The organism is Kocuria sp. JC486 (assembly GCF_011602805.1).
Classification (GTDB): Bacteria; Actinomycetota; Actinomycetes; order Actinomycetales; family Micrococcaceae; genus Kocuria; species Kocuria soli.
Map to the genome: position 1 here is coordinate 18,596 of NZ_JAAOZS010000021.1, position 18,225 is coordinate 36,820.

The 18,225-nt window shown below is 67.5% G+C and carries 16 protein-coding genes; 8 read left to right on the top strand and 8 right to left on the bottom strand.

The features are described from left to right. Window positions 1-23: 23 nt before the first annotated feature. Window positions 24-983, bottom strand: coding sequence for a 1,2-phenylacetyl-CoA epoxidase subunit PaaA (gene paaA / locus GWK18_RS10545; RefSeq protein WP_166835135.1), 960 nt, complete (start codon window positions 981-983; stop codon window positions 24-26). Between the two features lie 227 nt (window positions 984-1,210). Here paaA and paaI point away from each other — a divergent pair, with 227 nt between their 5' ends. The 4 genes from paaI (at window position 1,211) to GWK18_RS10565 (ending at window position 5,148) form a co-directional block, all read left to right on the top strand. Beyond that, window positions 1,211-1,618, top strand: a complete 408-nt coding sequence (gene paaI / locus GWK18_RS10550; RefSeq protein ID WP_348535927.1) for a hydroxyphenylacetyl-CoA thioesterase PaaI — start codon at window positions 1,211-1,213, stop codon at window positions 1,616-1,618. An 11-nt stretch (window positions 1,619-1,629) separates the two neighbouring features. Further along, complete coding sequence (locus GWK18_RS10555; protein WP_166835137.1) at window positions 1,630-2,976, top strand: AMP-binding protein; 1,347 nt, start codon at window positions 1,630-1,632, stop codon at window positions 2,974-2,976. A gap of 281 nt (window positions 2,977-3,257) precedes the next feature. After that, entirely contained in the window at window positions 3,258-3,872 is a 615-nt protein-coding gene (locus tag GWK18_RS10560) for a TetR/AcrR family transcriptional regulator (protein WP_166835139.1), read from the top strand. 7 nt (window positions 3,873-3,879) lie between these two features. Continuing rightward, the gene (locus GWK18_RS10565) at window positions 3,880-5,148 is read left to right on the top strand and encodes a cytochrome P450 (RefSeq protein WP_166835141.1); all 1,269 of its coding nucleotides are present in this window, start codon (window positions 3,880-3,882) and stop codon (window positions 5,146-5,148) included. A 102-nt stretch (window positions 5,149-5,250) separates the two neighbouring features. On the opposite strand, the gene paaZ is transcribed toward GWK18_RS10565, so the two are convergent. Next, window positions 5,251-7,410 carry a phenylacetic acid degradation bifunctional protein PaaZ gene (paaZ, locus tag GWK18_RS10570; RefSeq protein WP_348535928.1) on the bottom strand — a complete coding sequence of 720 codons (2,160 nt, stop codon included), beginning with the start codon at window positions 7,408-7,410 and terminating at the stop codon, window positions 5,251-5,253. A 214-nt stretch (window positions 7,411-7,624) separates the two neighbouring features. On the opposite strand from paaZ, the gene GWK18_RS10575 reads away from it, so the two are divergent. Then, the gene (locus GWK18_RS10575) at window positions 7,625-7,984 is read left to right on the top strand and encodes a PaaI family thioesterase (protein WP_123823732.1); all 360 of its coding nucleotides are present in this window, start codon (window positions 7,625-7,627) and stop codon (window positions 7,982-7,984) included. A 92-nt stretch (window positions 7,985-8,076) separates the two neighbouring features. Here the strand turns inward: GWK18_RS10575 and GWK18_RS10580 are convergent, their stop codons facing one another. Then, a complete protein-coding gene (locus GWK18_RS10580; protein ID WP_123823625.1) occupies window positions 8,077-8,571 on the bottom strand; it encodes an Lrp/AsnC family transcriptional regulator in 495 nt (164 codons plus the stop codon). A gap of 335 nt (window positions 8,572-8,906) precedes the next feature. Between GWK18_RS10580 and pdhA the strand changes: the two genes are divergently transcribed. Genes pdhA through GWK18_RS10595 form a run of 3 tightly spaced genes read left to right on the top strand, consistent with a single transcriptional unit; the run spans window position 8,907 to window position 12,575 of the window. Next, on the top strand, window positions 8,907-10,061 hold the full coding sequence (gene pdhA, locus GWK18_RS10585) for a pyruvate dehydrogenase (acetyl-transferring) E1 component subunit alpha (RefSeq protein WP_123823730.1): 1,155 nt from the start codon (window positions 8,907-8,909) through the stop codon (window positions 10,059-10,061). After that, the gene (locus GWK18_RS10590; protein ID WP_166835143.1) at window positions 10,058-11,101 is read left to right on the top strand and encodes a transketolase C-terminal domain-containing protein; all 1,044 of its coding nucleotides are present in this window, start codon (window positions 10,058-10,060) and stop codon (window positions 11,099-11,101) included. Before pdhA ends, GWK18_RS10590 begins: the two co-directional genes overlap by 4 nt. A 1-nt stretch (window position 11,102) precedes the next feature. Continuing rightward, window positions 11,103-12,575: a dihydrolipoamide acetyltransferase family protein gene (locus tag GWK18_RS10595; protein ID WP_166835145.1), complete on the top strand. Its 1,473-nt coding sequence runs from the start codon at window positions 11,103-11,105 to the stop codon at window positions 12,573-12,575. Between the two features lie 15 nt (window positions 12,576-12,590). Here GWK18_RS10595 and GWK18_RS10600 read toward each other — a convergent pair whose 3' ends face one another. The 5 genes from GWK18_RS10600 to GWK18_RS10620 form a co-directional block, all read right to left on the bottom strand. Beyond that, window positions 12,591-13,286: a DinB family protein gene (locus GWK18_RS10600; protein WP_166835147.1), complete on the bottom strand. Its 696-nt coding sequence runs from the start codon at window positions 13,284-13,286 to the stop codon at window positions 12,591-12,593. A gap of 117 nt (window positions 13,287-13,403) precedes the next feature. Next, window positions 13,404-14,267 (bottom strand): 3-hydroxyacyl-CoA dehydrogenase family protein, encoded by an 864-nt coding sequence (locus tag GWK18_RS10605; RefSeq protein ID WP_166835149.1) that lies wholly within the window; start codon window positions 14,265-14,267, stop codon window positions 13,404-13,406. Window positions 14,268-14,281: 14 nt separating this feature from the next. After that, entirely contained in the window at window positions 14,282-15,061 is a 780-nt protein-coding gene (locus GWK18_RS10610; RefSeq protein ID WP_348535929.1) for an enoyl-CoA hydratase/isomerase family protein, read from the bottom strand. A gap of 4 nt (window positions 15,062-15,065) precedes the next feature. Further along, a complete protein-coding gene (locus tag GWK18_RS10615) occupies window positions 15,066-16,280 on the bottom strand; it encodes an acetyl-CoA C-acyltransferase (RefSeq protein ID WP_166835169.1) in 1,215 nt (404 codons plus the stop codon). A gap of 294 nt (window positions 16,281-16,574) precedes the next feature. Then, window positions 16,575-18,017 carry an MFS transporter gene (locus GWK18_RS10620; RefSeq protein ID WP_166835151.1) on the bottom strand — a complete coding sequence of 481 codons (1,443 nt, stop codon included), beginning with the start codon at window positions 18,015-18,017 and terminating at the stop codon, window positions 16,575-16,577. Between the last annotated feature and the right edge of the window lie 208 nt (window positions 18,018-18,225).

Here is an 18,225-nt window from a genome sequence, read left to right on the forward strand (position 1 = left end):
CGAAGTGTTGTCGCTCATGTGTCTCAGGCTCCGATCAGTGCCGATGCGGCGGTCTGGCTGGTCTTTTCTGCGTACGCTGCTGCGGCCTCGCGGACCCAGGCGCCTTCACGGTGGGCTTCACGACGACGCTGCATGCGCTGCCGGTTGCACGGCCCCTGGCCCTTGATGACCGCGAAGAACTCCTCCCAGTCGAGCTCGCCGTAGTCGTAATGGCCGCGGTCCTCGTTCCACTTGAGGTCCGGGTCGGGCAGGGTCAGGCCCAGGGCCTCGACCTGCGGCACGATCATGTCCACGAAGCGCTGACGCAGGTCGTCGTTGGAGAACCGCTTGATCTTCCAGTCCATGGACTGCTGGGAGTGCGGGGAATCGGCATCCGGCGGGCCGAACATCTGCAGGGCCGGACCGTAGAAGCGGTTCACGGCGTCCTGCGCCATCTGCTTCTGCTCGGGGGTTCCGTTGGAGAGCTCGTAGAGGATCTCCCAGCCCTGGCGCTGGTGGAAGGACTCCTCCTTGCAGATCCGGACCATGGCGCGTCCGTAGGGCCCGTAGGAGGCGCGGCACAGCGGGACCTGATTGCAGATCGCGGCCCCGTCGACCAGCCAACCGATGGCGCCGATGTCGGCCCAAGTCCGGGCCGGGTAGTTGAAGATCGACGAGTACTTCGCCTTGCCGTCCAGCAGCTGCTGGTTGAGCACGTCACGCGGGGTCCCCAGGGTCTCGGCGGCCGAGTAGAGGTACAGGCCGTGGCCGGCTTCGTCCTGGACCTTTGCCATCAGGATGGCCTTGCGCTTCAACGACGGCGCACGCGTGATCCAGTTGGCTTCCGGCTGCATGCCGATGATCTCGGAGTGCGCGTGCTGGGACACCTGGCGAGTGAGGGTCTTGCGGTAGGCCTCCGGCATCCAGTCGCGGGGCTCGACGCGGGAATCCTGGTCGATGAGGTGGTCGAAGTATTCCTGGCCGGTGGTTTCTTGCTCGGTCATGACTGTCCCTTCCCTGGCTCTTGCTGCTTGCCCACTGTCGATGGAGTGATCGGCGGTCGGATCGGTGTGATGGGGCGGCGAACAGCGCACGGCATTTACTGACCGTTCGGTCAGGATAGGCGCACGGTGCCGTCGTCGTCAATGCCGATGTGTGAGTCTTGACACAGGCACGGCGCGATGGTTCGCTTTGGTCATTACTGACCGATCGGTCATTTTTAGGAGGTTGCGTGGGAGAGCACAAGATCCTGGCCAACGACGCCGCTACCCGGTGGATGGGTATCGACGTCGTTGCCGCTGAACACGGCCACGCCGTCGTGCAGATGACGGTGCGCGAGGAGATGGTCAACGGGTTCGGCATCAGTCACGGCGGCATGGTTTTCACACTGGCCGACACGTGCTTTGCGCTCACGTGCAACCACCCCACGGAAGACGACGGCACCGTGACCGTCGCGACCGGAGTGGACATCAACTTCCTGGCCCCCACCCGGGCCGGTGACGTCCTGGAAGCCGAGGGTCACCTCCTGGAGCAGAACGGACGCAGCGGAATCTGTGACATCACCGTGCGCCACGGCCAGACCGTGGTGGCACTGTTCCGCGGCCGCTACCGCACGATCCCTGCGTCCAAGGAAGCCTGAGAGGACATGTCATGACCGAGACCACCGATGCCGTGCAGAACCCGTACACGCCCAGTGGCCCCGCCGCCGACCGGTCCCAGCCTGATCCCGAAGAGATGATGAGCCGGGACCAGATCGAGGCGCTTCAGTTCGAACGCCTGCGCTGGAGCCTGCACTACGCCTATGAGCGCGTGGACGCCTACCGCGAGCTCTACGACGCCCACGGTGTGCACCCCAACGACTTCAAGGAACTCGAAGACCTCAAGCTGTTCCCGTACACGGACAAGGAATTCCTCCGAAAGGCCTACCCCTTCAAGTCCTTCGCCGTGGACATGTCGGAGATCCGGCGTATCCACGCCTCCTCCGGAACGACGGGGCAGCCCACTGTGGTGGCCTATACGGAGAACGATCTCCAGACCTGGGGCACCTTGGTTTCCCGGTGCTTCCGTCTTTCCGGGATCCGCCCCGGCGACAAGGTGCACAACGCATACGGCTACGGACTGTTCACCGGTGGCCTGGGTGCGCACTACGGTGCCGAGCGACTGGGCTGCGCCGTGATTCCCATGTCCGGTGGGCAGACGGAGAAGCAGGTCCAGCTCATCCGTGACTTCGAGCCCCAGGCGATCCTGTCCACGCCGACCTACCTGCTGACCATCGCCGACGGCTTCCGGGCGCAGGGCCTGGACCCCAAGGAGACCTCCTTGCGGCACGCGGTCCTGGGTGCTGAGCCGTGGACGGAGGAGATGCGCCGGGAGATCGAACAGACCTTCGGGATCACCGCCTCCGACATCTACGGTCTGTCCGAGGTCATGGGCCCCGGTGTGGCCGGCGAGTCGGCAGAGAGCAAGGACGGTTCCCACATCTGGGAGGACCACTTCCGTCCGGAGATCATCGACCCCATGACCGACGAGGTCATGGAGTTGGGACGTCCCGGTGAACTCGTGTTCACCGCACTGACCAAGGAAGCCCTGCCGATCATCCGCTATCGGACCCACGACCTCACCCGCCTGCTGCCCGGTACTGCCCGGCCCGGTCACCGGCGCATGGGGCGTATCACGGGGCGTTCGGACGACATGATCATCCTGCGCGGTGTGAATCTCTTCCCGTCCCAGATCGAGGAATTGGCGCTGCAGGAACCCGCGCTCTCCCCCCACTTCCAGTTGGTCCTGACCCGCCCGGGTCGCATGGACCAGATGACCGTGCGGATCGAACGTCGTGAGGACGCTGCGCGGGAGAACGCGGAGGAGGACGCCAAGCACCTCAAGCAGGAGATCAAGACCAAGATCGGTTCCTCCTGCACCATCACGGTTGAAGAACCCGGATCGCTCCAGCGTTCCTCCGGCAAGATCCGCAGGATCTTCGACGAACGCAACAAGTGATGTGACCGTGGGCTCCGTGCGGTACGTACGCAGAGCCCAGCGGGGCCACGGGCGCCCCGAGCCACGCCTTGTCCCACGCCAGGGAAGGGATGGCTCGGGGCGCCCGTTGTTGCGCCAAGAGTCCCCACAATCGACGTCTGACGTGTTCCGACGCGTAGTCTGACTATGACCTTCCCGACGGTCCGGACCCGGCGTCCCGGGTGGTTTCCCGTCACCTCATCACGTCTGCTCACCGGCTCACCCGCCGTCGCAGAACCATCGACCGAGAGCCGCACAACGCCATGACAAGCACACACAGTCCCGTCCGCCGTGGGCGGCCTGGCTATGACCGCGAACAGCTGCTGCAGGTCTGCGTCCAGGTGTTCAACGAGCACGGGTACGACGCGACGTCGATGGGGAAACTCGCCGAGGAACTCGGTATCACCAAGTCCGCGATCTACCACCACGTGGCCTCCAAGGAGGAGTTGCTCGAGCTGGCGCTCAACCGGGCCCTGGACGCCCTGGAGGCGGAGTACGAGCGGGTCCAGGACCAGAGCCTCGATGCCGTCGATCAGTTGGAAGCCGTCCTTCGCGGAACGGTACGGGTTCTCGTCGAGCAGATGCCGTACGTGACGTTGCTCTTGCGACTGCGCGGCAACTCGGAGGTCGAGATGGCAGCGCTGCAGCGCCGTCGTCAATTCACGCGCCAGCTCGGGGACCTGATCACCCGGGCCCAGGAGGACGGACAGATCCGTCAGGACGTGAGCACCGTGGCCGCGCCGCGGCTCCTGCTGGGCATGGTCAACTCTTTGGTGGACTGGTACCGCCCCACGACGATCGGCAGCGTGGACGTCGTGGCGGACACGGTCACCAAGATCGCGCTCGACGGGCTGCGCGGCCCGGTGGAGGGCGGGTGAGCGCGCCATGACAGGGTGTCCCCACTCGCCAGCTCCGCGCGATGCGGTGGACCGCAAGGCCCTGCCCGCTGGTGAGACGCCCCTGCCGGAGGTCGAGGAGCGCGACGGCCAGTGGCACATCCGCTCCCTGGCCCTGGTGCGTGAGATCCTGCGGGCCGGTGGCGCCACCAAGCAGTCCGGGTTCGCCGTCGAGGCCGCCATGCGGTCCCTGCCGCTGAAGCGATGGCCCGTGCTCTACGCCGATGGTCCCGCGCACCGGGAGCAGCGCAGCAAGATCGCGCGATTCTTCGCGCCCGCCGTGGTGGACCGGGACTACCGCGACCTGGTCAGTCAGCGGGCCGATGCGTTCCTGGCGCAGTTCGACGACGGCCAGCCGCACGACCTCAGCGACATCGCGTTGCACTTCTCCACCCAGGTGGCCGCCCGGGTGATCGGGCTGACGGCCTCCGACCAGGAGCGGATGGCGCGGCGGCTGGCGGGCTTCTTCGACCAGCCTGACTCCATGCTCGGCGAGCTGCCCGAGAGCTGGTGGGCCCGGGTACGGTCCGCCCCGGATCATGCACAGCAGGCGGCGAAGCTGGGGTGGTTCTTTCTCAAGGACGTGCGCCCGGCCATCCGCGCCCACCGCGTCGCCTTGGAAACAGCGGGCCAGGGGGGAGCCACCGCGCCCGACGACGTCATCACCCATCTGATCGGTGAGGGCTACTCCGAGCTGGAGATCCTCATGGAGTGCCTGACCTACGGTGCCGCGGGCATGGTGACCACGCGGGAGTTCCTGCAGATGGCCGCGTGGCACCTGCTGGAGAAGCAGGATCTGCGGCAGCGGTTCCTCTCGGCGGATTCCGCCGGGCGACGTGCGATTCTCCACGAGATCCTGCGCCTGGAACCCGTGGTGGGTCATCTCTACCGCCGGGTCCGGGACGACCTGCCCCTCGTCGACTCGACGGGTACGGAACACCTGATCCCCGCGGGGTCGCGGCTGCAGCTCTACATCCGCCAGGCGAACTCGGACGCCCGGCAGCTCGGGGACGACGCCGAATCACTGTGTCCCGGACGCGACCTACCCCGCGGGGTGCGCCCGGAGGTCATGGCCTTCGGGGACGGGGTGCATCGCTGCCCCGGGAACTCGATCGCGATCCTGGAGTCGGAGATCTTCCTGGACCGCCTGTTCCGCCGCGACGTGACGTTACGGTCCACCCCGCGGATCGAGTGGGAGGACGTGGTGGCCGGGTACGCCGTGCGTGGACTGGTGCTTGCGGCGCCCCGGAGCTCGTAGTCCAGCAAACCTGCACCACAGCGCCCGGTCACTTCCTCTCGGACGTGACCGGGCGCTGTCTGGTCCGGATGTTGTGCACCGCAGGGCGCGGGCGCCGCGGCGTCAGGCCGTGGCGTCTGCGCCGACGTCTGCCGTGGCGTCTGCCTCCTCGACCTCCGGCATCGGCCAGGTCTTGGCCACCAGGGTCAGGACGTCGTACTGGGCCACGATCTCGTCGTTCTGGTTGTGCAACACGGCGTCCCAGCGGACCTCGCCGTATTCGTCGGTGACGCGCGGGGTGATCTGCTTGGCGGTCAGGGTCACGCGGATGGCGTCGTCGTAGGTGACCGGGGTGATGAACCGCAGGTTCTCCAGCCCGTAGTTGGCCAGCACGGGCCCCGGGGCCGGCTCGACGAACAGGCCGGCTGCCCAGGAGACCAGCAGATAGCCGTGGGCCACGCGCCGCGGGAAGAACGGGTTGGCCGTGGCGGCCTCCTCGTCGGTGTGGGCGTAGAAGGTGTCGCCCGTCTCGTTGGCGAAGTCCGTGATGTCCTGCAGCGTCACGGTCCGCAGGTCGGAGGCGAACTGGTCACCGATCCGCAGCGTCTCCAGGGACTTGCGGAACGGGTGTTCGGCCTCCCCGGCCTCGACGGCGGCGCGCGTGGCCACGTTCGCCGCGGCACCCTGGTGCCACACACCCGTGACGCCGGTCAGCAGGTCGGGGGAACCCTGCACGGCAGTGCGCTGCATGTAGTGCTTGACCGCGCGGATGCCGCCGAGTTCCTCACCGCCGCCGGCACGCCCCGGGCCACCGTGGACCAGGTGCGGCATGGGCGAGCCGTGACCGGTGGAGGTCTTGGCGTCGTCGCGGTCCAGGAACAGCAGGCGGCCGTGGTGCGCGCCGATGCCGACGGCGAACTGCCGAGCGAGCTCGGGATCATGGGTGCAGACGGTGGCCACCAGGGAGCCGGAACCCAGCGCAGCCAGCTCGATGGCTTCCTCCACGCTGCCGTAGCCCAGCACGGAGGTCACGGGGCCGAAGGCCTCGACCGAATGGACCTCGGGGGTACGGGCGTCGTCGAAGGACAGCACCGTGACCGGGAAGTAGGCTCCCCGCTCGGGCTTGGGCCCATCAGGGCCACCCACCCGAACGGTGCCGCCCGCGGAGATCAACCGGTCCACGGCCTTGCCGACCTCCGCCTGCTGGTCGAAGGATGCCAGGGCGCCGACCGTCGTCGTCTTCTCCGAGGGGTCGCCCAGGACCGCGCGCTCGGTGATACGCGCGTTGAGGGCTTCGACGACGGCGTCGACCTGCGCGTTCGGCACGATCGTCCGGCGGATGGCCGTGCACTTCTGACCGGCCTTGGCGGTGATCTCCAGGACCACCGACTTGATGAAGGCGTCGAACTCGGGGGTCTCCGGGGTGGCGTCCGGGCCCAGGATCGCGGCGTTCAGCGAATCGGTCTCCGCGGTGAAGCGGACCCCGTTCTGCAGGACGTTCGGGTGCTCGCGCAGGGTCTGGGCGGTGCCCGCGGAACCGGTGAACGCCACGTGGTCGCGGTAGTCCAGGTGGTCCAGGAGGTCGCGGGCCGAGCCGGAGACCAACTGGATCGAACCCTCCGGGAGCACTCCGGAATCGACCATGAGGCGTACGCAGGCCTCCGTGACGTAACCCGTGGGGGTGGCCGGCTTCACGATCGTGGGCATCCCGGCGATGAACGACGGCGCGAACTTCTCGAGCATGCCCCAGACCGGGAAGTTGAAGGCGTTGATCTGCACCGCCACACCCGGCAGGCGCGTGTAGATGTGCTCGCCGATGAACGTGCCGTCGGGGGACAGCGGCTCCACCTGGCCGTCGACGATCACGTTTGCGTTGGGCAGTTCGCGCCGGCCCTTGGACGAGAACGTGAACAGGGTGCCGATGCCGCCGTCGATGTCGATGTAGTGGTCGCGCTGCGTGGCGCCGGTGCGGAAGGAGATCTGGTACAGCTCCTTCTTGTGCTCCGAGAGGAACAGCGCGAGTTCCTTGAGCTTGAGGGCACGCTCATGGATGGTCAGCTCCCCAAGACTGCGCTGACCGACCGTACGTGCGTGCTCGATCGCGCCCGGGAGGTCCATGCCTTCCGTGCTGACCCGGGTGACGACCTCCCCCGTGACCGCGTCCAGAACGTCGGTGGTGCGCTGCGGGTTCTCCGGGGCCCACCAGGTGCCCTGGAGGTAGCTGGGCAGGATGCTGGGGGAATGGGCGGCAGCGGTTGCGCTCTCGGACACAGACTGGCTCACGGGAGCTCCTTCCGACGGATCACGATATTCTGACTGTTCGGTCAGTTATTGTGACTATAACCTGATCCTGAGAGCTGGGCCACACCCTTGTGTGCTGAGCTCCGTTGATCGCACCCGCTCTACCGAGGGAGCCAAGTTGTCAGGAGAAGCCGTGTCCCCAGCCTCTGACCAGCCGCAGCCCTGGACCATCAAGCTCGGTGAGCTGGATGAACGCATGGGCGTGAAGGTCCTTGAACAGTCGGCTGAACGGGTGGTCATCACCGCACCGATCGAAGGCAATCGGCAGTCCTTCGGCCTCCTGCACGGCGGGGCAATGGTCGCGCTGGCCGAGGCCGCCGGGTCCTGGGCCGCCGTGATTCACGGCTCCACTATGGGCAAGGTCGCGGTGGGACTGGAGATCAACGCGACCCACCACCAGTCGCGACGTTCCGGCACGGTCACGGTCACCGCCACCGCCATTCACCTGGGTGGCTCCACCACCACGCACGAGGTGATCCTCACCCACGAGGACGGCACCCGCCTGTGCACCGCCCGCATCACGAACTTCCTGAAGAAGGGCGAGATCCCGGCCTGATCTCCCGCCGAACCCTCGCGAAACTCCCGGATCAGGGCCTGATGGGCGAGTTTCGAGAGGGTTCGGCGGGGGCGGGCAGGAGGGGCGGGCGGTCAGCGGGTCAGTTTCCTGGGGTACTGGCGTTCTTCGAAGACCAGGTGCGTCTGGGTCTCCAGGACGAACGGCAGGGGTTGGATGTGTTCGAAGACCACGTCCCGTAGCTCCCGGGAGTCCCGCGCGCGCACCAGCACGACGACGTCGAACTGCCCGCCCACCAGCGCCACGTGCTCCACCGCGGGGACCGCGTCCAGGGCCTGCTCGAGCTCTCGCCAGGAGTTCTGTTTGAGCTTGACCGTCAGGTAGGCCGACGTGCCCAGTCCTGCGCGCGGCGGATCCACCACGGTCGTGAAGCCCTTGAGGATTCCGCCGTCGCGGAGTCGGGCCACGCGTTCGTAGGCCTGGGCGCGTGAGATGTGCACCGCCCCGGCCAACGTGGTGATGGACTGCCTGCCGTCGCGCGCCAGTTCGTCCAGGAGCTGCCGGTCGACCTCGTCCAGGTTCGGGTTCCGTGAATGGTCGGCCGGTGGACGACGGCGGGTGGGCGGCATGGGTGGCACTCCTCGGGTGGGCGATGGGGCGGGGACAGTGCGGACGGGTGGCCGGTGGGTCCGTGGACATCAGGTGGGTGATGCGGGTCACTCCATACAGAGTGTCCATCGAGAGACCTCTATAGGTCCAGAACGTCCTGCAATTACAAAAAAGATGGAGACGGTTCGTCGTCGTACCTCAGACTCCCTGGACGGAGAGCATCAGCATCCCGCCGCCCTCGGGTGGCCGAAACGTCCAGGAGGAGACCGTGTCCGAGTCGATCGACACCCCCGTCGGGCCCCCGATCCCACCGGCCCGGCAAGAACTGACCCCGGTGGAACGGGTCAGTTCCCAGATGGGGATCAGCCCCGAGGACTACATGCTTCCGGCCGAGCGTGAGATCCGCATGCTCAGCCCGGAGGGCACTCTCCTCCCCGCCGAGCAGCAGGGCACGGGCCCCGGACACGAGTACCCGATCCCCTCCGACGAGGTCCTGCTGGAGGCCTACGAGCGGCTGATGGTCGGGCGTCGGGTCAACGACCAGAACACAGCGCTGGTCCGCCAGGGCCGCCTCGCCGTCTACCCGTCCAGCCACGGGCAGGAGGCCTGCCAGGTCGCCGCCGCCATGTGCCTCGAGGACAACGACTGGCTGTTCCCCACCTACCGGGACACCGTGGCCGTGATCTCCAAGGGCGTGGACCCCCTGGACGTGATGGTCTCCTTCCGCGGTGACTGGCACTGCGGCTACGACCCCAAGGAACACAAGACGGCCGCGCAGGCCACCCCGTTGACCACGCAGTTGCTCCACGCCGTCGGTGCCGCGCACGCGGCAGTTCTGCGCGGCGAGGACACCGTGGTCCTGGCGATGTGCGGCGACGGCGCCACCTCCGAAGGCGACTTCCACGAGGCCCTGAACTTCGCCGCCGTGTTCCGCCTGCCGGTCGTGTTCTTCGTGCAGAACAACGGCTACGCGATCTCCGTCCCGCTGGCCCGTCAGTCGGCCGCACCTACCCTGGCGCACAAGGCTGTGGGCTACGGAATGGCCGGGGAGCGGGTGGACGGCAACGACCTGGTGGCGCTCATGGCCGCCCTTCGCCGCGCCGTCGACCTGGCCCGCACCGAGCGCATCCCGCTGCTGGTCGAAGCGCACACCTACCGCATGCAGGCCCACACCAACGCCGACGACGACACCCGCTACCGCGAACGCGAAGAGGTCAAGGAGTGGGCCGCCAAGGACCCGGTCCTGCGCATGGAGACCTACCTGCGGGACAAGGGCGTGCTGGACGAGGCTGCGGCCGCACGAGTCTCGGAGCACTGCGAAACCGTCGCGGCTTCCTTGCGAGATGCGATGAACGCGGACGTCAACCCGGATCCGCTGGAGATGTTCGACCACGTCTTCTCCGAACCCACGCAGCAGTTGAGGGAACAGCGGGACTGGCTGGCGGAGGAACTGGCCGCCGAAGCCGCTGAGGGACGTGCCGACCAGGCAGCCAAGGAGGGTGCGCGATGACCACGGTGACCGAAACCAAGCCGGCGGCACAGTCGGCAAAGCCCGCCAAGCTGACGTTCGCGGGGGCTCTCAACGCCGCGCTGGCCCATTCCTTGGAGGCCCGCCAGGACGTCGTGGTCTTCGGGGAGGACGTCGGCACCTTGGGCGGGGTGTTCCGCGTGACGGACGGCCTGGCCGCCCGCTACGGAACCGACCGGTGCTTCGACACCCCGCTGGCCGAGTCCGGAATCATGGGTACCGCCGTCGGCATGGCCCTCAACGGCATGCGTCCCGTGGTCGAAATGCAGTTCGACGCCTTCGCCTACCCGGCCTTCGAACAGGTGGCCTCCCACCTGGCCAAGATGCACAACCGTACCCGCGGCCGCGTGGAGTTGCCCGTGGCCGTCCGCATCCCCTACGGCGGTGGAGTGGGCGGTGTGGAGCACCACTGCGACTCCTCGGAGGGCTACTACGCGCACACGCCGGGGCTCAAGGTGTACGTCCCCGGCACGGTCGAGGACGCCTACCTCATGCTCCGCGAAGCCATCGACAGCCCGGACCCGGTGGTGTTCTTCGAACCGAAGAAGCTCTACTGGTCCAAGGCCGACCTTGACCTGGAGGACCTGCGCGCCACCTACGAGAGCGGCGAGCGCCGGGAGGGCTCCGCCGTCGTCGCCCGTCAGGGGACCGACGTGACCCTGGTGACCTACGGGCCCTCCCTCCCGACCGCGCTCAAGGCCGCCGAGGCCGCCGCGGAGGACGGTGTCAGCGCGGAGGTGGTCGACCTGCGCAGCATCGTCCCGTTGGACGACGACACGGTGTGCGCCTCCGTCGAGAAGACCGGTCGGGCGTTGGTGGTGGCAGAGGCGCAGGGCTTTGCGTCCGTGGCTTCGGAGCTCGTGGCGCGGATCCAGGAGCGGTGTTTCCACTCGCTGGCCTCACCCGTGCGGCGCGTGACGGGCTTCGACATCCCGTACCCCGCGCCCAAGCTGGAGGAGCATCACCTGCCCTCCGTGGACCGCATCCTGGACGTCATTGACGACATGCAGTGGGAGGACTGACATGCCCCGCACATTCCTGCTCCCCGACCTCGGTGAAGGCCTCACGGAGGCCGACCTGGTCCGCTGGCTCGTCGCCGAAGGGGACACCGTTGCGATCGACCAGCCCATCGCCGAGGTCGAGACCGCCAAGTCGCTGGTCGAGGTCCCCTGCCCCTGGGCGGGCGTGGTCACCACGCTGCACGGCGGAACCGGCGAAACCCTGGAGGTCGGCAAACCCCTGATCTCCGTGGACACCGGCGAGGACGGACCCTCCTCGGCCAACGGCAACGACGACGGCGCCCTGTCCTACCGCGAGGAGGAACGGGCCGGGGCTGTTCCCGCGGAGTCCCAGGACCCCGGTGAGCAGACCGCTGCTGCATCAGACGATGCCTCCGACGAGTCAGAAGGCTCCGGGAACGTCTTGATCGGCTACGGGACCTCGGAGGGTTCGGGGCGGCGCCGGCGACGTCGTCGCTGGGCCACCGGAACCGAGACCAGTGCGCAGAAGACCCACGACACCATGAACCACGCCCCGCGCCTGGCTCCCAAGGTGACTTCCCCGCTGGTACGCAAGCTCGCCCGTGAACACGGAGTGGAGGTGGGCGACCTGGCCGGCAGCGGCCCGGGCGGTCTGATCATGCGCCGGGACATCCTCGGGGCGATCGAGTCGCAGCCCGCCGTCGATGCCGTTTGTGCTGCGGGTGCTGCAGCCGATGCCGCGTCGGCCGCTGGTGGCACCGACCAAGCCCTGCCCCGGACCGAATACGGTGACACCGTGGACGCCCGCACGGGTCTGACCGTTGCCGAACGGCAGCCCGTCAAGGGGATCCGGAAGACCATCGGCCAGGCCATGACGCGCTCCCGCCAGGAGATCCCGGAGGCCACCATCTGGGTGGACGTGGACGTCACACCGCTGGTGGAGTTGCGGGAGCGCCTCAAGGAACGCAACGGTCGCGCGCCGGGGCTCATGGCGTTCATGGCTCGCTTCGCGTTGGCGGGCCTGATGCGTCACCCCGAGCTCAACGTGCGTGTGGACGAGGGGCCGGACGGGCAGGAGATCGTGCGGTTCGCGGACGTCAACCTGGGGTTCGCGGCGCAGACCGACCGCGGGCTGGTGGTTCCCGTGGTGCGCAACGCCCAGGGCATGGGCGTGGAAGCGCTGCAAGGAGCATTCGGGGACCTGGTCGAGACGGCTCGCGCGGGGAGGGCCTCCACGGCCGAGCTCTCCGGCTCGACCTTCACGATCAACAACTACGGCGTGTTCGGAACCGACGGCGCCACCCCGATCATCAACCACCCGGAGGCTGCGATCCTCGGGATGGGACGAGTGATCTCCAAACCGTGGGTGGTGGACGAGGAGCTGGCCGTCCGGAAAGTCATGGTGTTGACCCTGGCCTTCGACCACCGCGTGTGCGACGGCGGCTCGGCCGGCGGCTTCCTCCGCTTCGTCGCCGACTGCGCGGAGGACCCGGAAACAGCCATCACCATGCTCTGACAACCCCGCCCCCCGTTACCGCCACAGCCTCACCATCACCGTCGAGTTCGGAGTTGTTCCGCCTATTCGACCGAATAAGCGGAAGAACCCCGAACTCGGCGCAGGGGAGGGATGGGGTCGGCTGTGACCGTCGGCCTGCTGGGCCAGCTGCTCCAGCCTCTCCACGTAGTCGGCCCACCAGACAGCATCCTGGGTGGGGTCCACGGGCAGGTTGGAGTTCAGAGGGCCGAGGCCAGCAGCGCCGTCGATCATTTCCCGCAGCAGATCGGCGTGCCCGACATGCCGGTGGGTTTCGGCGATGACGTGCGTCACCAGGCGCATCATGGTGGGCTCCCGGTCCGCCTCCGGCCACCAGGGGACATACCCGACGGCGTCGAGCCCGAGGGAGCGGACGGCGTCGTCGTCGGCGGTGGCTGCGGCACGGTACTGATCGACGATCTGCTGACTGGACTCGTCGAGCGTGACCCACATGTCTTCGTTGGGCTCGGCCTCGAACGACAGGTACGGCGTGGGATAGGTCAGTTCAAGGCCGAAGCAGCCTCGTAGGTACCCCTGCTCCACGGCGGAGACGTGTTTGACGATTCCGAGGAGGTTGCTTCCGGTGGGCGTCATGGGGCGGCGGAGGTCGTACTCGCTCAACCCCTCGAGTTTCCACAGCAGGGCTTCACGGGCACGTTGCAGGTAGGTGAGCAGGATCTCGATGTGGTCCATGAGCACATTCTGCGGTTTCCGCAGCGCCTCAGGGCCGAGTTCGGGGTTGTTCCGGCTATTCGACCGAATAGCCGGAACAACCCCGAACTCGGCGCAGAGGGGAGGGGGAGTAGGAGGTCAGTAGCTGTAAAAGCCCTTTCCGGATTTCCGGCCCAGCTCACCGCGGGCCACCATGTCCCGCATGAGCTGCGGCGGCTCGAAGCGCTCGCCCAGCTCGGAGGCCAGGTACTCGGCGATGCCGAGCCGTACGTCCAGTCCCACGATGTCGGTGAGCGCCAGCGGCCCCACCGGGAACTTGTAGCCCAGGACCATGGCGTTGTCGATGTCCTCGGGGGAGGCCACACCGTCCTCCACCATGCGGATGGCCTCCAGCGCGATGGCCACACCCAACCGGGACGATGCGAAGCCCGGGGCGTCGTTGACCGTCACCGGGGTCTTGTTCAGGCCCTGGACCCAGGTCAGCGCCAGGGCGGCGAGTTCCTCGGAGGTCTTCTCACCCAGAACGACCTCGACCAGCTTGGAAGCCGGCACGGGGTTGAAGAAGTGCAGCCCGCAGAAGCGCTCGGGCCGCTGCAGCTCACCGGCCAGTCCGTTGATGGACAGCGACGACGTGTTCGATGCCAACCACGCCGACTCCCCGATGTTCTCCTCGATCGCCTTGAGGCTGGAGACCTTGAGGTCCCACAGCTCCGGAACGGCTTCGACCACCAGCTCGCAGGGCTGGAAGGCCGAGTAGTCCACGGACACCGTCAGACGCTCGGCCCATTCGTCCAAGTTGCCGTCGAGCTTGCCCCGCTCCAGGGACTTGGCCAGGTCGGACTCGATCCGTTCCTTGGCAGTCACGGCGGCCTCCGCGGAGACCTCGACGACGACGACCCGCGCCCCCGAGATCAGGAAGCCGTGGGCGATACCGGCGCCCATCCGTCCGCCACCGAGCACTCCGACGGTGGCCGGAACCGTGCGTTCGTGATGTTCAGTCATGTCTGTCTGCCTCGCTATTTCTTCTTACGGTCCAGGAACGCCTGCATGCGATCGAACTTGGCCTCGGATTCGAAGAGGATCGCCTGGGCCAGTTCGTCGACGTAGGGGTGGGCCTCCCGCGGCATGTGGAAGACCTTCTTGCTGATCTGCACCGCCAGCGGGTCCTGCTTGCCGATCCGATCGGCCAGGGCGTCCGCGGCGGCGTCGAGCTCGGCGGGTTCGTGGATCTCGGAGATCAGGCCGGCGGTCAGGGACTCCTCCGCCGAGAGGATGCGTCCGGCCAGCAGGATCTCCTTGGCCACGGCCTCACCGGCCAGTTCCTTGATCCGCCAGAGCGCACCGGCGGCGGCGATGATCCCCAGCCCGGTCTCCGGCTGGCCGATCTTGAGCCCGGGCGTACCCAGGCGGAAGTCCGCGGCCCACGCCAGTTCTGCCCCGCCGCCCAACGCGTACCCGTCCAGGGCGGCGATGACCGGCATGGGCAACTTGGCGATGCGGTTGAACAGCTGCGAGTTGACCCCGCGCAGGGCATCGGCGCGTCGTCGTTCCCGCAGCTGCGCGATGTCCGCGCCCGAGGCGAAGACGCCCTTGCCGTTGACCTCAGTCCCGGCCAGGATCAGGATCTTGGGCTCGCGCTCGAGGTGGGCACACACGGCGTGCAGCTCCTCGACCATGGTCGCGTCGATCGCGTTGCGGACCTCCGGCCGGTTGAGCTGAACCTTCAATCGGTCCTGACCGGGGGTGACGGTCAACGCTTCGAAAGCCCCGGCCTGCTCGGTGAACTCGGTGCTCACGCGATCACACCCTCTCCAGCAACAGGGCGGCACCCTGCCCCACGCCGATGCACATGGTGGCCAGACCGCGGGAGACGTTCTCGTCCTCCATGCGGTTGAGCAGCGTGATCGCGATGCGCGATCCGGAGGATCCGAGCGGGTGACCCAGGGCGATGGCACCGCCCCAGCGGTTGACGATCTCCGGGTCCAGGCCCAGCCGTCGCATGGAGCCCAGCGACTGGGTAGCGAAGGCCTCGTTGAGCTCAACCGCGCCCAGGTCCTCCACGGTCCACCCGGCACGCTCGAGCGCCTTCTGGGACGCGGGAACGGGGCCCAGTCCCATGATCTCGGGGGCAAGACCCGCGGAAGCGCCCAGGACGACGCGCGCCCGGGCGTGCAGCCCGTACTTCTCGACCGCGGCCTCGGAGGCCACGATGACGGCCGATGCGCCGTCGTTGAGTGAGGAGGAGTTGCCGGCGGTGACTACAGAACCTCCGGCCACGACCGGACGCAGCTTGGCCAGGACCTCCGTGGTGGATCCCTCGCGGGGGCCCTCGTCAGTGTCGACCACGGTCTCGCGGCCCTTGCGGTCACGCACGGTGACGGGGACGATCTCGGCGTCGAACTTGCCCGCCCGGATGGCGGCCAGTGCCTTTTCGTGGGACTGGGCCGCGAAGGCGTCGCAGTCCTCGCGGGCGATGTTGTCCACCCGGGCGACCTCCTCGGCCGTCTCGGGCATGGAGAAGGTCATCTTCCCGTCGCGGCTGAGTTCCCCGGAGGCAAAGGCGGGGTTGACGAACCGCCAGCCGATCGAGGTGTCGAAGGACTCGCCGGGCTTGGCGAACGCGGTGGTGGGCTTGGCCTGGACCCAGGGGGCGCGGGACATGGACTCCACACCACCGGCGACGACGACCTCGGCCGCCCCTGAGGCCACCATCTGCTGCGCCATGGTGATCGCGGACATCCCTGATGCGCACAGCCGGTTCACCGTGACGCCCGGGACGGTGTCCGGGTAGCCGTTGAGCAGCCACGCCATGCGGGCCACGTTGCGGTTCTCCTCCCCGGCGCCGTTGGCGTTGCCCAGGATGACCTCGTCCACGACCGCGGGGTCCAGCCCAGCGGCCTCGATCACCCGGCGGATGCACAGGGCGGCGAGGTCGTCCGGACGGACGCTCGAGAGAGCACCTCCGTAGCGGCCCACGGGGGTGCGGGCGCCTCCGACGAGGAAAGCTTGGGGCATCTGGGTCACGGGTCCTCCTTGACGTGGCCTTGACACGATTTGACGGCCGACAATTACCGACCGATCGTTCACATAAACATGACATGGCTCACGCCCGCGGTCAATGGGCATTCACTTTTCGACGACGGCGGCCCCGCAGTCCACTGGCCCCCGGCCCAGCGGTCTGCGGGCTGGGCGTCCTGGGGCGGGGGTGACGGGGGCAAACGACGAGCGGGCGCGCGGGCCGATCGGGGGATCGGTGACCGCGCGCCCGATCGGGGGCAAGGAATCAGGACGTCCGGGTGTTCGGGCCCGTCAGTGCTTGCGGCCGCTGGCGGGCCCCCGGGCAGCTCCTTCGCCCAGGATCATGTGGGCCGCGGTCGGGTTCTGCTCCACGAACTCCGGGTGCTCCGAAAGGTACTCCTGGTGCACCTCTTCCACGTGCAGGTCGCGACCCTGGTCGGACTTGCGAACGAAGGACACCGCGATCAGCGAGAGCAGGCTGATGGCGGCCATGTAGATGCCGATCATCCAACCCTGGCCGGTCCTGTTGAGGATCAGCTGGGCGACCATCGGGGCGAAGGCGCCACCGATGATGGAGCCGAAGGCGTAGCCGATCGACACCCCGGAGTACCGCACGCGGGCCGGGAACATCTCGGCGTACATCGCGGACTGCGGGCCGTACGAGGGGCCGAGGCCTACGGTCAGCAGGAAAATCGCGGCCGCGAACAGCGGCAGGGATGCCGTGTTCAGCAGGAACCACATGGGGATGGACCACAGGATCAGCAGGACGTAGCCGATCTGGAACGTCAGGCGGCGTCCGGTGCGGTCAGAGATCCAGCCGCCGAACATCGTGAAGATCAACCAGCCGAGACCGCCGATCAAGGAGGCGATCAGGGTGTCCGTGCGCGGCATGCCGAGGACCTTGGCGCCGTAGGAGGCGAAGAAGGCGATCACCATGTACCCGACGGCGTTGTTGCCCGCGAAGATCAGGGCCGCGAGCAGGACCTCGCGCTTGTTGTTCTTCATGAGCTGCCCCAGCGGAGCCGAGGACTCGGTCTGGCGCAGCTGCATCTCCTTGAACACCGGGGACTCGTCCACGGTCATGCGGATGAGATAGCCGACCACGATCAGGATCACGGAGGACAGGAACGGCACGCGCCAGCCCCAGGACTCGAACTGTTCCGGGGTCAGGGCGGAAGTCATCACGAACATGAACGCCGTGGCCAGCAGCATGCCCAGCGGCACACCGATCTGGGGGTAGGCGCCGAACAGGCCGCGCTTGTGGTTCGGTGCGTGTTCCACGGACATGAGGGCCGCGCCGCCCCATTCACCGCCGGCAGAGAAGCCCTGCAGGATGCGCAGTACCACCAGGATGATCGGCGCCCAGATGCCGATCGTGGCATAGGTGGGGAGCAGGCCGATCAGTGTTGTGGCGCCACCCATTCCAACCAGGGTGAGGACCAGGACCACTTTGCGGCCGAACTTGTCGCCGATGTGACCGGCGGCAATGGCACCGAGGGGTCGGAACAGGAAGCTGATGCCCAGTGAAGCCCAAGACACGACCTGGGCCAGTGCCGCGCTCTCTTCGCCCAGCGGGTTGAAGAAGTGGGTGGCCAGGATGAAGCCGGCTGCCTGCGCGTAGATGAAGAAGTCGTACCACTCGATGGTGGTGCCGACGAGCGTGCCCGCGAGGACCTTTTTCTCCTCGCGAGTCATCTCATGGCCCTGCGGGGCCGTGGCGGTGTTTGCACTCATGGAAGTCTCCCGTGAGGGTCGGGGACGGGGTCGCCCTGATTTACTTACCGATTGGTCGGTAGTTACGCATACTAGGGGGAGTATGTGAGCCGTGTCACCAGTTTTCGGCCAATCAGATACGATTTCCTTTAGCGAACTACATAATTGCCGGTCACGGTCCGGGTGACACGACGACGACGGCGGCCCTCCCCCTCGACAGGGAGGGCCG

Excerpts from the sequence above, each read along its gene's own strand:
- GWK18_RS10595 (WP_166835145.1), top strand. The coding sequence starts at position 11,103 with ATGCCCCGCACATTCCTGCTCCCCGACCTCGGTGAAGGCCTCACGGAG.
- GWK18_RS10575 (WP_123823732.1), top strand. The coding sequence starts at position 7,625 with ATGGGCGTGAAGGTCCTTGAACAGTCGGCTGAACGGGTGGTCATCACC.
- GWK18_RS10590 (WP_166835143.1), top strand. The coding sequence starts at position 10,058 with ATGACCACGGTGACCGAAACCAAGCCGGCGGCACAGTCGGCAAAGCCC.
- GWK18_RS10620 (WP_166835151.1), bottom strand. The coding sequence starts at position 18,017 with ATGAGTGCAAACACCGCCACGGCCCCGCAGGGCCATGAGATGACTCGC.
- paaA (WP_166835135.1), bottom strand. The coding sequence starts at position 983 with ATGACCGAGCAAGAAACCACCGGCCAGGAATACTTCGACCACCTCATC.
- GWK18_RS10615 (WP_166835169.1), bottom strand. The coding sequence starts at position 16,280 with ATGCCCCAAGCTTTCCTCGTCGGAGGCGCCCGCACCCCCGTGGGCCGC.
- GWK18_RS10560 (WP_166835139.1), top strand. The coding sequence starts at position 3,258 with ATGACAAGCACACACAGTCCCGTCCGCCGTGGGCGGCCTGGCTATGAC.
- GWK18_RS10600 (WP_166835147.1), bottom strand. The coding sequence starts at position 13,286 with ATGGACCACATCGAGATCCTGCTCACCTACCTGCAACGTGCCCGTGAA.
- GWK18_RS10605 (WP_166835149.1), bottom strand. The coding sequence starts at position 14,267 with ATGACTGAACATCACGAACGCACGGTTCCGGCCACCGTCGGAGTGCTC.
- GWK18_RS10555 (WP_166835137.1), top strand. The coding sequence starts at position 1,630 with ATGACCGAGACCACCGATGCCGTGCAGAACCCGTACACGCCCAGTGGC.
- GWK18_RS10580 (WP_123823625.1), bottom strand. The coding sequence starts at position 8,571 with ATGCCGCCCACCCGCCGTCGTCCACCGGCCGACCATTCACGGAACCCG.
- GWK18_RS10565 (WP_166835141.1), top strand. The coding sequence starts at position 3,880 with ATGACAGGGTGTCCCCACTCGCCAGCTCCGCGCGATGCGGTGGACCGC.
- pdhA (WP_123823730.1), top strand. The coding sequence starts at position 8,907 with ATGGGGATCAGCCCCGAGGACTACATGCTTCCGGCCGAGCGTGAGATC.